The organism is Weizmannia sp. FSL W8-0676, from assembly GCF_038593015.1.
GTDB lineage: Bacteria > Bacillota > Bacilli > Bacillales > Bacillaceae_C > Weizmannia > Weizmannia coagulans.
In genome coordinates this window covers 1133851-1148131 of the sequence record NZ_CP151954.1, presented here as the reverse complement: position 1 = coordinate 1148131, position 14281 = coordinate 1133851, and the positions used below count along the sequence as shown (strand labels likewise).

Genomic DNA, 14281 nt, shown 5'->3' with positions numbered 1-14281 from the left:
AGACCAGATACAGCTTGTTTTGTCCTTTTGACAGCTTCAAAAAGATTAAGTCCGTATAATTGTGTAAAAAGAAGGAGTCATTTTATCAACTCTTGGCAACACTGTTTTCAACAACAATAAACAATGAAAAGAGGAGATAAAATGACTCACTTACAGTTTAACCTAAATTTGGATGTTTTAAAAGAAGCCATCATGACTTCCGATCTTGACGCGGTAATTAAATCAGCGGTTGTCCTCGTGTTAAACGAGTTTATGGAAAAGGAAAGGGATGACTATTTAAAAACGAGCCCTTATGAACGCGCTGTTGAACGCCGGGATTACCGGAACGGTTACTATGAACGCGAGCTGTTGATGAGCATCGGCAATGTTACATTAAAAGTTCCCCGGACACGTAATGGCGAATTCTCAACTACCTTATTTGAAAAGTATGCCAGATGTGACCAAGCTTTCGTCCTTTCTATGTTGGAGATGGTCATCAATGGCGTCTCTACCCGTAAGGTCACAAATGTCGTAGAACAGCTTTGCGGTAAGAATGTATCCAAGTCGTTTGTCTCTTCCCTTACGCAAAAACTGGATCCCATTGTGAATGCTTGGGCCGAGAGACCGTTGAATACAACCTACTACCCTTATGTGTTTGTGGACGCCATGTATATAAAAGTACGGGAGCACCATAAGGTCGTATCAAAGGCTGTTTATATTGCGACTGCCATTACAGAGAAGAATACACGTGAAATACTGGGTTTAAGCGTTGACCATGCAGAAAGTTTGGAGAGTTGGAGTTCATTTTTTAAACAACTTAAATCACGTGGACTCCAATCACCAAAACTCGTTATTTCCGATGCTCACATGGGCCTTCAGAAAGCAATACAACGGGAATTCATTGGCACTGCTTGGCAAAGGTGCAATGTTCATTTTAAACGCAATATCATTGAAAAACTGCCCAAAAAAGATACTGCAGAAATCCGGGTGATGATTAAGCGCGTGTTTGAGGCCGTTACGATTGAGGACATACGCAAGTTTAAAGATGAATTAATAAACAAATTTGGTACAGAAGCAAGATTTGAAAAAGCCCTGGCCATTTTAGATGAAGGTTTTGAAGATACTATCCAATACATGAACTTTCCTGAGAATATCCGTATGCACATACGGAGTACTAATTCCCTCGAGCGGCTTAACCAAGAGGTTCGTAGAAGGGAAAGGGTCATTCGCATTTTTCCTAATACCCAATCTGCTTTTCGTTTGGTTGGTGCCGTTTTAATGCAGTATCAAGATACAGAATACTCGAAGAGGAAGTCACTTATGGGAAAGAATAGTTAGCAGCATTTTCAGCTTAACTTCCATCATGGATGATTTCATCTCCGGGAAGGGATGTCAAATTGAAAGGCATTTGACATCCCTTCCCGGAGATGAAGAAAAAAATCCATGGAAGTTAAGCCGAAAAAATGAAGGGGTGGTTGAAAACATTTGCCCATAAATTTACACAATAACCTGGACTTGACTTTCAAAAAGACATTTCGGGCCCAGATACAGCTTGTTTTGTCCTTTTGACTTTCAAAAGGACATTCCGAGCCCAGATGCAACGTGTTTTGTCCTTTTGGCAGCTTCAAAAAGACATTCCGAGCCCGGATGCAGGGTGTTTTGTCCTTTTGACAGCTTGAAAAAAACATTTCAGGCCTAGGTGCGGCTCCTTTTTGTCTTGAATACTCCAAAAAAAATTTGCTATGGTCCCGCGATTTCATTTGTCCTTTTAAATGCCTCTCTGAAACAACAGTAAGCTTACTTTTGCCATATTTTAATAGCAAACCAAAGTATCTTGTTCAGCCCTTTTTGGATTTCCCCCATTTTTCCGGTGCCCGCCGCCATTCCTCGAGCGTCGCCAAGTCTTCTTCCCGGATCAGCCCTTTTTCCACGCCAACTTTAAGCAGCGTGGCGTAATTCGATAAAGCGTAAGCGGTGATGCCTTCTTTCGCAAAATTTGCAGCCCCGGCCGGAAGTTCATACGTAAAAATCGAGACAACGCCGAGCACTTCGCAGCCGGCTTCCCGCAATGCGCGGACAACGGTGAGCACGCTGCCGCCGGTTGAAATTAAATCTTCGACAACGACAACTTTTTGCCCGGTGGAAACCCGCCCTTCGATCTGGTTGCCCTTGCCGTGTGTTTTTGCACTCGAACGGACGTATACCATTGGCAAATTCATCAGGTCACTGACAAAAGCGGCGTGGGCAATCCCGGCAGTTGCCGTGCCTGCTACTACTTCCGTTTCCGGGAAGTGTGCTTCGATCAGCTTTTTCAGTCCGATGGCGATTTCTTTCCGCAGATTCGGATAGGACAATGTAATGCGATTATCGCAGTAAATTGGCGATTTGATTCCGGATGACCATGTAAAAGGTTCACCGGGTTTTAAAAAAACAGCTTCAATGTCAAGCAATTGTCCGGCAATGTATTTTTCCATTATTCGTTCCCCCATTGTTGTTTCACTTTTACATAAGCTTCGTACGGGTCGGGCGCTTTCGTAATCGAACGCCCGACGACAATTGCGGTCGAACCGAGTTCCCTCGCTTTCGCCGGTGTAACGACGCGTTTCTGGTCGGAAGCATCATCCCCGGCCAGCCGGATGCCCGGCACCACTTTTAAAAACGCCCCGCCGAGCCGGGCCGTAATATCAGGGGCTTCAAAAGCGGAGCAGACAACGCCGTCAAGCCCCGCATCATAAGCAAGCACAGCGTAATCCAGCACTGATTCGCGCAACGGTTTTAAAATACCTTGTTCTTTTTGCATTTGCGTTTCCGAAGTACTTGTTAGCTGTGTTACCGCGACAATCGCCGGGCGCTTTTTCCATGCAGGGGTGCCGGCTTCCAAACCATCCAAAGCGGCTTTCATCATGTCCGAACCGCCGGCGGCATGGACGTTCACCATATCCGCTCCAAGCCGGGCTAGCCCTTTCATTGCCCGCCTCACTGTATTCGGAATGTCATGCAGCTTTAAATCAAGAAAAATATCATGCCCCATTTCTTTCAGGGCAGCAATCAAACAAGGGCCGGTCTGGTAAAACAGTTCCATTCCCACTTTGACATAGAGCGGTTCGCCGCCAAACTGCTGTAAAAAAGTGAGCGTTTCTTCTTCCGATGAAAAATCAAGGGCGATGATCGGTTTATGCATGCTGCTTGTGGCTCCTTCCGATCAGGTCTTGAATGCTTCCGGCGCCGAGCTGTTCCATCACCGCCGGCAGTTCGCGGATGATGCGCGGGCAGGCAAGCGGGTCAATAAAATTCGCGGTGCCGATTGCGACTGCACTAGCGCCGGCGTATAAAAATTCCACTGCATCTTCCGCCGTCATGATGCCGCCCATGCCGATAATCGGGATATCCACTTCCCGGCTCACCTCGTAAACCATCCGGACGGCAACCGGTTTGACGGCCGGCCCGGAAAGCCCCCCTGTTTCATTGGCGAGAACCGGGCGCGCCGTTTTAAAATCGATTTTCATGCCGAGGAGTGTGTTGATCATCGTGAGCCCGTCGGCACCGCCGGATGCTGCTGCCTTGGCAATCGCCACAATATCAGTGACATTCGGGGAAAGTTTCACATACACCGGCACTTCCGAGACAGCTTTTACTTGCCGTGTCAGTTCAAACGCCATCTCCGGATCGGTGCCGAACGCGATGCCGCCGGATTTCACGTTCGGACAGGAAATGTTGAGTTCAAGCGCGTGCACATTCGGCGCTTTTGAAAGATGGTCTGACACGTAGACATAATCTTCAAAAGTGGAGCCCGCAACATTTGCAATGACCGGGACATCATATGCCTGTAAAAACGGGAGCTCTTCCGCAAGCACACTTGCCAGCCCCGGATTTTGCAGGCCGATTGCATTCAGCATGCCGGATTCTGTTTCCGCAATCCGCGGGACCGGGTTGCCGAAGCGCGGTTCCCTTGTTGTCGCTTTAATCATGATTGCGCCCAGTTCGCTCAAATCATACCAGCGGCTGTACTCACGCCCGAAACCGAAGCAGCCCGATGCCGGCATGACCGGATTTTTCAAGGACAAGCCCGGCAGTTCGACGCGCAAATCTGGGAGAACACGGCGCTTTATGCCCCGTCTTTCGGGATGGTGTTCAGGTAATTCGGTCATATTATGATCTCCCCCATTTCAAATACAGGCCCGTCGCTGCATACTTTTTTCGAAGCGGTGCCGGCCGGGTCATTTTTCGGGCGGCAGACGCACCCGTAGCAAGCACCGGTTCCGCATGCCATCCGTTCTTCAAGCGAGAAAAAGCCGTGCCGCGCCGGGTATGCCGCTTCCAATGCGCGCAGCATCGCAGCCGAGCCGCATGCGTACAAACAGTCAAACGCCCAATTCTCCGCTGCCAGTACATCCGTTACAAACCCTTTCGTCCCCCATGAACCATCCACTGTTGCGACAGATGTCGGGGCAAGCGCTGAAAACTTCTCCACGTAAAAAGCGTGGGCTGCCGATTCAAATCCGAGCACGTGGCGGACTTCAACGCCGCCTGCTTTAAGTTGCCGGGACAGCTCGTACAGCGGCGGGGCCCCGATGCCGCCGCCGACAAGGAGCGCTTTTTGCCCGGGGCGAAGCGCGTCCACCGGGAACCCGTTGCCAAGGGGGCCGAGCACATCGAGCCGTGCACCGGGTGCGATTTCTGCCATCAGGCGCGTTCCTTTTCCCTGTACCCGGTACAACAAGGTGAGCGCGCCGTTTTTGCGGTCCACCGCCGCGATGCTGATCGGGCGGCGCAGGAGCGGGTCAAACCCGCTTCCCGCTTTGACATGAACAAACTGGCCGGGGCGGGCGATTTGCCGGACCAAACTGCCGGCAAGCACCATTTCCCAAATATCCTGTGCAATCAGCCGGTTGCTTTTCACGGTCATATATTCCTGGATCATGCGTGCACCGCCTGCTTTGCCCCCTGCACCATCGGCATGATCGAAAAACTCATCGATTCCAAAATGGACACGATGGCCGCTGCCGTATCAAGCGAAGTCAGGCACGGGATGCCGCATTCGACCGCTTCCCTGCGGATCCGGAACCCGTCACGTTCGTATTGCCGGCCTTTTGTGATCGTGTTCAGGACAAATTGCACATCGCCCCTCCGGATCGAGTCGAGCACGGTCTCCCCGTCGCCGCCGATTTTTGCTACTTCTTCGACAGCCAGGCCGTTTTCCCTTAAAAATTTTGCCGTCCCCGCCGTTGCTTTTAAAGTAAAACCGACCTCGACAAAGCGCTTTGCAAGCGGCAGGGCTTCCGGTTTGTCTTTATCGGCAACCGTAAACAGGATGCTGCCATCCGGCGAAAGCTTCATGCCTGCTGCAACGAGTCCTTTGTACAGCGCTTTTTCAAATGTACGGTCGCAACCCATCACTTCTCCCGTCGATTTCATTTCCGGGCCGAGTGTCGGTTCCACCCGCTTCAATTTTGCAAAAGAGAAAACCGGCACTTTCACGAACACTTCCGCTTTTTCCGGCCCAAGGCCAGTGCCATAGCCGAGGTTTTCAAGCGATTCGCCCAAAATCACTTTCATCGCAAGTTTTGCCATCGGGACATCGGTAATTTTGCTTAAAAACGGAACCGTCCGGCTTGAGCGCGGGTTCACTTCGATAACAAAGAGTTCATTGTGCGAGACGATAAACTGGATGTTCATCAACCCTTTGATTTCAAGCTCTGAAGCAAGCTTGCGGCACGTCTCCGCCATTTCCGCTTTTAATGCATCGGAAAGCCGCTGCGGCGGATAGACTGCGATCGAGTCGCCGGAGTGTACGCCGGCCCGTTCAATATGCTCGACGATGCCCGGGATTAAAATGTCCCGGCCGTCCGCGATCACATCGACTTCAAACTCCTGCCCTGTCACATAACGGTCAATCAAAACGGGCTGGTTCGGGCTGACTTTCACCGCATGTTTCATATACTGGCGCAAGTCTTCTTCATGGTAGACGATTTCCATCGCCCGTCCGCCGAGCACAAACGACGGGCGCACGAGCACCGGATAGCCGATTTCAGCCGCAATTCGGACGGCTTCTTCCGCCGAAGTGCCGGTTTTTCCGAGCGGGCGTTTGATGCCGAGCCGGTTTAACAAATGGTCGAACTTGTCGCGGTCTTCGGCACGCTCAAGATTTTCAAGCGAAGTGCCAAGAATGCGCACGCCGCGTGTTGCGAGCTGTTCCGCGAGATTGATCGCCGTCTGGCCGCCGAACTGGACAACAACCCCTTCCGGCTGTTCCAAATCGATGATATGCATGACATCTTCAATCGTCAGCGGTTCAAAATAGAGCTTGTCCGAGATGCTGAAGTCGGTGGAGACGGTTTCCGGGTTGTTGTTAATGATGATCGCTTCGTACCCGGCTTCCTGGATTGCCCAAACCGCATGGACAGTTGCATAGTCAAACTCGATTCCCTGGCCGATCCGGATCGGGCCGGAGCCGAGGACAATGATGCTTTTTCTGTTTGTCACAACCGATTCGTTTTCTTCTTCATATGTGCCGTAAAAATACGGCGTTTCTGATGCGAATTCGCCGGCACATGTATCGACCATTTTATAGACCGGCAAAATGCCGTTTTCTTTGCGCCATGCGTACACGTTTTCTTCTGCCGCTTTCCACAGCCTGGCAATCATCTTATCGGCAAAGCCCATTTCTTTTGCTTTCCGGGCCGCCTCTTTGTCCCATCGCGCCTCCCGTAGCGTGTTTTCAAAGCGGATGATGTTTTCCAGCTTATGAAGGAAAAACAAGTCGATTTTGCTCCAGTCATGCAGCTGCCCGACCGTGACACCCTTTCTTAGCGCTTCTGCGATGTAAAAAAGGCGTTCGTCGCCGGCGTTTTTGATCCGTTTTTCCATCACGTCCATACCGGATGCTTCCCCGAGTTCCAAATGATGGACGCCGATTTCAAGCGACCGTACCGCTTTTAACAACGATTCTTCAAAAGTGCGGCCGATCGCCATCACTTCGCCCGTTGCTTTCATTTGCGTGCCGAGCCTGCGGTATGCCTGTTCAAACTTATCGAACGGGAAACGCGGAATTTTTGTGACGACATAATCAAGCGCCGGTTCAAAATTGGCGTAAGAAGTGCCGGTGACCGGGTTTTTCATCTCGGCCAGCGTGAGCCCGACTGCAATTTTTGCTGACAGTTTCGCAATCGGGTATCCGGTTGCTTTCGAAGCGAGCGCGGATGAACGGCTGACGCGCGGATTGACTTCGATTACATAATATTGAAAACTGTCCGGGTCAAGCGCGAGTTGCACATTGCAGCCGCCTTCGATGCCGAGGGCGCGGATGATTTTCAATGATACATTGCGCAGCATCTGATACTCTTTGTCGCTTAACGTCTGGCTCGGGGCGACGACAATCGAATCGCCGGTGTGGACGCCGACCGGGTCAATGTTTTCCATGTTGCAGACGACGATGGCATGGTCTTCGCTGTCGCGCATCACTTCGTATTCGATTTCTTTAAAACCGGCAATGCTTTTTTCAAGCAGGCACTGGTGGACGGGGCTCTGGCGCAATCCGCCTGACACGGTTTCGATCAGCTCTTCTTCGTTACAGCAGATGCCGCCGCCCGTTCCGCCCAGCGTGTAAGCTGGCCGGACGATGACCGGGTAGCCCGTTTTTTCGATAAACCGGTAAGCTTCTTCAAGTGTATGGATGATCATGCTGTCCGGTACCGGTTCGCCAAGTTTTCCCATCAGTTCGCGGAACGCTTCCCGGTCTTCCGCCTGCTCAATGGCGCCAAGCCTTGTTCCGAGCACTTCGACGCCGTACTCGTCAAGGATGCCGGATTTCGCCAGTTCCATTGCAATGTTCAGGCCGGTTTGGCCGCCAAGCGTCGGCAGGAGGGCATCCGGGCGTTCTTTGCGGATGATGCGGGCGACAAATGCCGGCGTGAGCGGTTCGATATAGATTTTATCCGCCATTTCCGTATCGGTCATAATCGTTGCCGGATTGGAATTGACCAAAACGACATGATACCCTTCTTCTTTTAAAGCAAGGCAGGCCTGCGTGCCAGCGTAATCAAATTCAGCAGCCTGGCCGATCACGATCGGGCCGGACCCGATCACAAGAATTTTTTCGATATCAGTGCGTTTTGGCATAGGTTTGTTCCTCCTTTTGTTTTTCAACCATGGTTAAAAATTTGTCGAATAACGGGTTCGAATCGTGCGGGCCCGGCGATGCTTCCGGGTGGTACTGGACGGTAAAAGCAGGGTATTTGCGATGTGCCAGCCCTTCAATCGTGCCGTCGTTCAATGCCCGTTCCGTTACGATAAGGCCTGTTCCGGCAAGCGACTTTTCATCGACTGCATAGCCGTGGTTCTGCGAGGTGATCACCGTTTTCCCCGTTTGGATGTCCTGCACAGGATGGTTCGCCCCGCGGTGGCCGAATTTTAATTTGAACGTATCGGCGCCGCACGCCAACGCAAACAGCTGGTGCCCGAGGCAGATCCCGAAAAGCGGCACTTTCCCGAGCAATCCTTTTACCATGTCAACCGCGCAGGCGACATCTTTCGGGTTGCCGGGGCCGTTTGACAACATCACCCCGTCCGGCCGGAGCTGTAAAATGTCCGCCGCTGTTGTATCGTACGGCAGCACGGTAACGCGGCAGTTCCGTTTTGAAAGTTCGGTTAAAATGCTTTTTTTCGCGCCGAAATCGACAAGGGCAATATGTTTGCCGGGCCCTTCCATTTCGTAACGCTTCTTTGTGGATACTCTTGCAACGGCATCATGAACGGCACGTTTGGCTTGAAGGTGTTTGACAACAGCTGCCGGGTCTTCGTTTTCGGCACACAGGGCGGCCCTGAGCGTACCGAAAGCGCGGATTTGTCTTGTCAGTTTGCGGGTATCAATGCCGGATATGCCGGGAATATCTTTTTCTTTTAAAAAGGTATCGAGCGTTAAAGTGCTCCGCCAGTTTGACGGGTACGAAGCCGCTTCTTTCACCACGACCCCTTTCACATACGGCTTAGCTGCTTCAAAATCGTTCCGATTGATGCCGTAGTTCCCGATGAGCGGGTAGGTGAAAGTGACGATCTGGCCGTAAAAAGACGGGTCGGTTAATGTCTCCTGGTAGCCGGTCATCCCGGTTGTAAAAACGATTTCCCCATAAGCCTCTTTTGCACTGCCAAAACCTTCCCCTCTAAAAACGGTGCCGTCTTCCAAGATCAGTTGCCTTTTCATTTCAATGCCAGCTCCTTTTCCCATACCAGTTTTCCGCTCCCCCATGTGGCTTGCGGGAAGCCTTTGCACACGCGCCCCTGAAACGGGGTATTTTTTCCTTTCGATAAAAAACGGTCCGGGTCAATTGTTTTTTCTGCCGCCAGGTCCACTGCCGTGATATCGGCGGGCGCCCCGGTTTTCATCGTCCCGTATGGAAGCCCGAACGCACCAGCCGGTTTTTTTGTCATCCAGTCAACAAGCTGTTTTAGCGTAAATATGCCGGTTTCAACAAAATGTGTATATAAAAGCGGAAAAGCTGTTTCAAATCCGGTGATGCCAAATGGCGCCCGTTCAATGCCTTTTTCTTTTTCCTCCGCGGTATGCGGGGCGTGGTCAGTGGCGATAAAATCAATCGTGCCGTCCAAAAGGCCTTCAATAAGGGCATCGCGGTCTCTTTTCGACCGGAGCGGCGGGTTCATTTTCCAGTTGGCATCAGGGCCCGGGATGTCGTCTTCAGAAAGGAGCAAATGGTGCGGTGTTACTTCCGCTGTCACCGGAATGCCGGCCCGTTTTGCGTCACGGACAACCCGGACGGATTCTTTCGTGCTGATATGGCAGACATGGTAATGGCAGCCTGTATGTTCTGCAAGCAGCACGTCGCGGGCGATCTGCACCGACTCGCATACGGAAGGGATCCCTTTTAACCCGTGCGCCGCCGCAAAAGATCCGGCATGCACGCACCCGCCCCGGGTAAGCGAATTGTCTTCACAATGGGCAACGACCGCCATGCCGAGTGCTTTTGCCCGCTCCATCGCAGCCAGCATCTGCCCCGCTTCCTGCACGCCGACGCCGTCATCCGTGAACGCGAAGGCGCCTGCTGCTTTTAAGCCGGCAAAATCCACGAGTTCGCCGCCTTTTTCATCAAGGGTAATTGCAGCATAAGGAAGCACGCGCACAACCGCATCCCGGCTGATTTTTTCCTGCAGGGATAAAAGGCGCGCCGGCCGGTCGGTAACCGGTTTGGTGTTTGGCATCGCAGCTATCGTTGTAAACCCGCCTTTTGCCGCGGCCATTGTCCCGGTGCGGATCGTTTCTTTCTGTTCAAACCCCGGTTCCCGCAAATGCACATGCAAGTCGACAAACCCGGGGAGAACCGTGAGCCCGGTTGCATCATATACCTGCTCGCCCGCTTCTTTCAGTTCCGGGCCGGTTTCCGCGATTTTTCCATCTTTGATCCGGATATCCCGCTTTGCCGGTTTTCCCTTTTCATCTAAAACCATTCCGCCTTTAATCAACCAGTCCACTTGGCAAACCACCTTTTCTTTTTTGTTAAAATCCCGCTCCATAGCAACCTTCATTTTTCAAGCTGTCTGGAAAACCGCTTTTTCTTTCTGTAAAATCGTTTTTAAAATCGCCATCCGGGCAAACACGCCGTTTTCCATTTGTTTGAAAATCCGCGACCGGCTGCACTCCACAAGGCTGCTTGCAATCTCGACATCGCGGTTGACCGGCCCCGGGTGCATAATAATACTGCCCGGTTTCATCATCCGTTCCCGTTCCACCGTCAGGCCGAATGCACGGTGGTACGCTTCTTTTGTCAGATGGGCGGTTTCTTTATGGCGTTCATGCTGGATGCGGAGCAGCATGACGACATCCGCCTCCGCTACGCCGTCATCGACCGGGACGTACCGGAGATGCATGGTCGGGTCAAACCATTCTGTAGGCCCCGAACAAGTGACGGTGGCACCGAGCTTTTTCAATGCTTCGGCGTTTGATCTGGCAACACGGCTGTGGACGATATCGCCGATGATACACACCTTTAAACCGCGGAAGCCGCCGAATTCCTGTTTGATCGTCAGCAGATCGAGGAGGCTCTGGGACGGATGCTGGCCGCTGCCGTCTCCCGCATTGACAATCGAAAGCGCCACATTTCCGGCGAACTGCTTGTAATATTCATCTTCCTGGTGGCGGATCACAACAAGTTTGACGCCGATCGACTGCAATGTTTTCACGGTGTCGTACAATGTCTCACCCTTTTGCACGCTTGAAGCCCCGACTTCAAACCGAAGCAGCTCAAGGCCAATCCGCCGTTCTGCCACTTCAAAGCTGCATTTTGTCCGCGTGCTCGGCTCGTAAAACAAATTGGCTGCAAAAACCGGCTCCGGTGCTTTCCATACGGCCCCTTTTGAAAAGGCATCGGCTTCATCTAGAAGTTCCAAAATTTCCTCATTGCCCAAATCGGATATCGTCAGAAAATGCTGCATTTTCCATCCTCCTTTGTTTTTAACCCAAAAAAAGCACCCTGCTGATGGCAGGGTGCGTGAAATGGCACGCAAGTCAAAAGCCTTGCGCGGCCGGCACCCTTCCAAGCCTCTCCGGACTTGCAGTTAAAAGGTGTTCCGTATTCATTTCAATAGAAAAGCCCCTTTGCCTCAAGGGTGCAAAGGGGCTTTCAAAACTCCTTTGCAAACCTCACAGGGCTTGCTTAAAAGGATTACACATCATGGATTGTGACCAGGTCCCGCCCGTCCACATCCGTCAATTGTACAACGATTCTTTCCGACTGGCTCGTCGGGATATTTTTCCCGATAAAATCGGGGCGGATCGGCAATTCCCGGTGGCCGCGGTCAACGAGCACCGCGAGCTGGATCCGGCTCGGGCGGCCGATATCCATCAGCGCGTCCATCGCCGCGCGCACTGTCCTGCCTGTATAGAGCACATCATCGACAAGCACGATCTTTTTACCGGTGATGCTGGATGGCAGGTTCGCGCCCTTCACTTCCGGTTCGCCGTCTGCCGTTTTTTTCGATAAATCATCGCGGTACAGCGTGATGTCCAGCTCGCCGACTTCGACTTTGCGCCCTTCGATTCTCTCAATCCTTTCTGCCAGGCGATCAGCGAGATAAATGCCGCGCGTTTTAATCCCGATGAGCATCGTGTCTTCAATGCCTTTATTCCGTTCAATGATTTCGTGGGCGATCCGCGTCAACGCCCTGCGGATCATGATTTCATCCATTACTACCGCTTTTTGGGCCATGGTGTCTCCTCCCGGGAAAAATCAAAGCCTTCCGCACCGAAGGCAGGAAGGCTTTGTAAAATGAACGTTCCCTTGCCAGCCTCACGGGACTGTTTTTAAAAGGCTTATGAAGTTATTTTTACCTTACCCGTTTTTCATCCGTTTGTCAATATTTTTTATACCGTGATGTTCACAAACCGCGCCTCATTGTGTTTAAAAGATGCGCGAAATCATCCGGCAGCGGCGCTTCAAATGTGAGCGTTTCGCCGGTGCGCGGGTGGCAAAAACCGAGTACCCCGGCGTGGAGCGCCTGGCCGCCGAAATCAATCGTTTTTTTCGGCCCGTATTTCGGGTCGCCTGCCAAAGGATGGCCGATATACTTCATATGGACGCGAATCTGGTGGGTGCGCCCCGTTTCAAGCCGGCATTCGATAAATGTATACCGGTCAAACCGTTCCAGCACGTGGAAATGGGTCACCGCGTCTTTTCCGTTATCGACCACGGCCATCCGCTGGCGGTCAGCCGGGTCCCTTCCGATCGGGGCGTCAATGGTGCCGGCTTCATGCGGAATATTGCCGTGGACAAGCGCAAAATATTTGCGGGTCACCGTTTTTTCACTGAGCTGTGCCGCCAGCTTTTCGTGCGCGTAATCATTTTTGGCCACCATTAACAGCCCGGATGTGTCCTTGTCGATCCGGTGGACAATCCCAGGGCGGAGCACGCCGTTAATGCCCGATAGATCTTTGCAGTGGTACATCAGGCCGTTTACAAGCGTCCCTGTAAAATGCCCGTTTGACGGATGGACAACCATGCCTTTTGGTTTATTAACGACAAGCACATCGGCATCTTCATAATATATATCAAGATGCAAGTCTTCCGGTTCAATATCCGGCAATTCCGGCTCCGGCACCTCAATTTCAACCAGGTCCCCTGCCTGGCATCTGTAATTTGCTTTTTCTTTTTTGCCGTTTACGGTAATATCGCCATCTTTAATCCATTGCTGGACTTGTGATCTCGACCATTCTTCCCGGATGGATGAGACAATTTTATCAAGCCGTTCATTTGCTTCGTGTTCAAGAATGGTGTGATCCATTTTTTCCATCGGTTTTCTCCTTTGTCTTTCTGTCTTCCAAAAGCATTGAAATCAGCAACAGTACAACGCCAATCGTTAAACTGGCGTCCGCCACGTTAAAAATGGCAAAATCGTAGCTGCCGAAACGCAAATGGACAAAATCAACAACTTCGCCGCGGAACAGGCGGTCAATAAAGTTGCCGATTGCCCCCCCTAATATGAGGCCGAGGCTCGTGCCAAGCAGCGCCCTGTTTTTTGCGTATTTTTGTATGTAATAAAGAATGCCGGCAATGACAACCAGGGTGATGAGATAAAACAGCCACATCTGCCCTTCCAGTATGCTGAAGGCAGCGCCTGTGTTGCGCGTCGATGTGAGAAAAAAGAAACCCGGAATCACTTCAATGCTTTCCCCGAGCGCCATCCCTTTTAAAACGAGCCATTTTGCCAGCTGGTCCAGGATGACCACAATGAGTGCAACCGCATAATAAAAAATAACCAATCGCTTTTCCTCCGCCTGTGTTTACGGCAGGCGCAAAATGCCGCCTGGCCCGGAATATATTTCTTCCTGCATTTTAGCATAAACAACAGGCAGTGAAAAGAACGGACGGCCGGATCCCGGTCCGCCCGTCCCTGCCTGCTTTTTCAGGCGGATTCTTGCTGATTGAAGTTGCGCAAAAGCAATGCCCTTTTCTAGTGAATAAGATCATACGGGACGGTTACTTTGCCGTATGACAGGATGGTTTGCCGGTCCGCAGGCAACAGGGAAGGGATTTCCGCAAGGCCCGGGGCAACTTTCCGGGTGCCGTGGAACCCGTCCAATGCCGCCTCAATCTCTTTCAGTTCCTCCTGAACCAGATGTTGCACAAGCTCATGTTTCGCCTCGTACACGGATAATTCAGCCCGTAGCGATTGCAGCCAAATTTTCGGATCTTTACGCATCTTCCAACAGCCTCCCCGCTTCTTTGTTGGTTTTAGCATTCCCGCAGGCAAGGCTTGTTTGCGGAAAAACGTTTTCTAAAAGTAACAAAATCATGCA

General features: G+C 51.6%; 13 protein-coding genes. 1 reads left to right on the top strand and 12 read right to left on the bottom strand.

The window, feature by feature from the left end; translation table 11 throughout:
* The first annotated feature begins 141 nt into the window (after positions 1–141).
* Positions 142–1317 (top strand): IS256 family transposase, encoded by a 1176-nt coding sequence (locus NST20_RS05515; RefSeq protein ID WP_104851116.1) that lies wholly within the window; start codon positions 142–144, stop codon positions 1315–1317.
* Between the two features lie 500 nt (positions 1318–1817).
* Here the strand turns inward: NST20_RS05515 and pyrE are convergent, their stop codons facing one another.
* The 12 genes from pyrE to NST20_RS05455 all read right to left on the bottom strand — a co-directional run bounded on the left by pyrE (position 1818) and on the right by NST20_RS05455 (position 14184).
* Positions 1818–2453 (bottom strand): orotate phosphoribosyltransferase, encoded by a 636-nt coding sequence (gene pyrE, locus NST20_RS05510; protein ID WP_342400233.1) that lies wholly within the window; start codon positions 2451–2453, stop codon positions 1818–1820.
* A complete protein-coding gene (gene pyrF / locus NST20_RS05505; protein ID WP_342400232.1) occupies positions 2453–3160 on the bottom strand; it encodes an orotidine-5'-phosphate decarboxylase in 708 nt (235 codons plus the stop codon). The genes pyrE and pyrF overlap by 1 nt, the downstream gene beginning before the upstream one ends.
* Positions 3153–4127: a dihydroorotate dehydrogenase gene (locus NST20_RS05500; RefSeq protein WP_342400231.1), complete on the bottom strand. Its 975-nt coding sequence runs from the start codon at positions 4125–4127 to the stop codon at positions 3153–3155. Before NST20_RS05500 ends, pyrF begins: the two co-directional genes overlap by 8 nt.
* Positions 4124–4900: a dihydroorotate dehydrogenase electron transfer subunit gene (locus tag NST20_RS05495; RefSeq protein ID WP_342400230.1), complete on the bottom strand. Its 777-nt coding sequence runs from the start codon at positions 4898–4900 to the stop codon at positions 4124–4126. The genes NST20_RS05500 and NST20_RS05495 overlap by 4 nt, the downstream gene beginning before the upstream one ends.
* A complete protein-coding gene (gene carB, locus NST20_RS05490) occupies positions 4897–8097 on the bottom strand; it encodes a carbamoyl-phosphate synthase large subunit (protein WP_342400229.1) in 3201 nt (1066 codons plus the stop codon). Before carB ends, NST20_RS05495 begins: the two co-directional genes overlap by 4 nt.
* Positions 8081–9178: a carbamoyl phosphate synthase small subunit gene (locus NST20_RS05485; protein ID WP_342400408.1), complete on the bottom strand. Its 1098-nt coding sequence runs from the start codon at positions 9176–9178 to the stop codon at positions 8081–8083. Before NST20_RS05485 ends, carB begins: the two co-directional genes overlap by 17 nt.
* The gene (locus NST20_RS05480; protein ID WP_328004692.1) at positions 9175–10503 is read right to left on the bottom strand and encodes a dihydroorotase; all 1329 of its coding nucleotides are present in this window, start codon (positions 10501–10503) and stop codon (positions 9175–9177) included. The genes NST20_RS05485 and NST20_RS05480 overlap by 4 nt, the downstream gene beginning before the upstream one ends.
* Before the next feature lie 15 nt (positions 10504–10518).
* Entirely contained in the window at positions 10519–11421 is a 903-nt protein-coding gene (locus NST20_RS05475) for an aspartate carbamoyltransferase catalytic subunit (protein ID WP_342400228.1), read from the bottom strand.
* Between the two features lie 230 nt (positions 11422–11651).
* Positions 11652–12194: a bifunctional pyr operon transcriptional regulator/uracil phosphoribosyltransferase PyrR gene (gene pyrR, locus NST20_RS05470; protein WP_017552910.1), complete on the bottom strand. Its 543-nt coding sequence runs from the start codon at positions 12192–12194 to the stop codon at positions 11652–11654.
* 169 nt (positions 12195–12363) lie between these two features.
* The gene (locus NST20_RS05465; RefSeq protein ID WP_019721964.1) at positions 12364–13275 is read right to left on the bottom strand and encodes an RluA family pseudouridine synthase; all 912 of its coding nucleotides are present in this window, start codon (positions 13273–13275) and stop codon (positions 12364–12366) included.
* Complete coding sequence (gene lspA / locus NST20_RS05460) at positions 13247–13744, bottom strand: signal peptidase II (protein WP_013858996.1); 498 nt, start codon at positions 13742–13744, stop codon at positions 13247–13249. Before lspA ends, NST20_RS05465 begins: the two co-directional genes overlap by 29 nt.
* Positions 13745–13935: 191 nt before the next feature.
* Complete coding sequence (locus NST20_RS05455) at positions 13936–14184, bottom strand: hypothetical protein (RefSeq protein ID WP_013858995.1); 249 nt, start codon at positions 14182–14184, stop codon at positions 13936–13938.
* Positions 14185–14281: the final 97 nt, after the last annotated feature.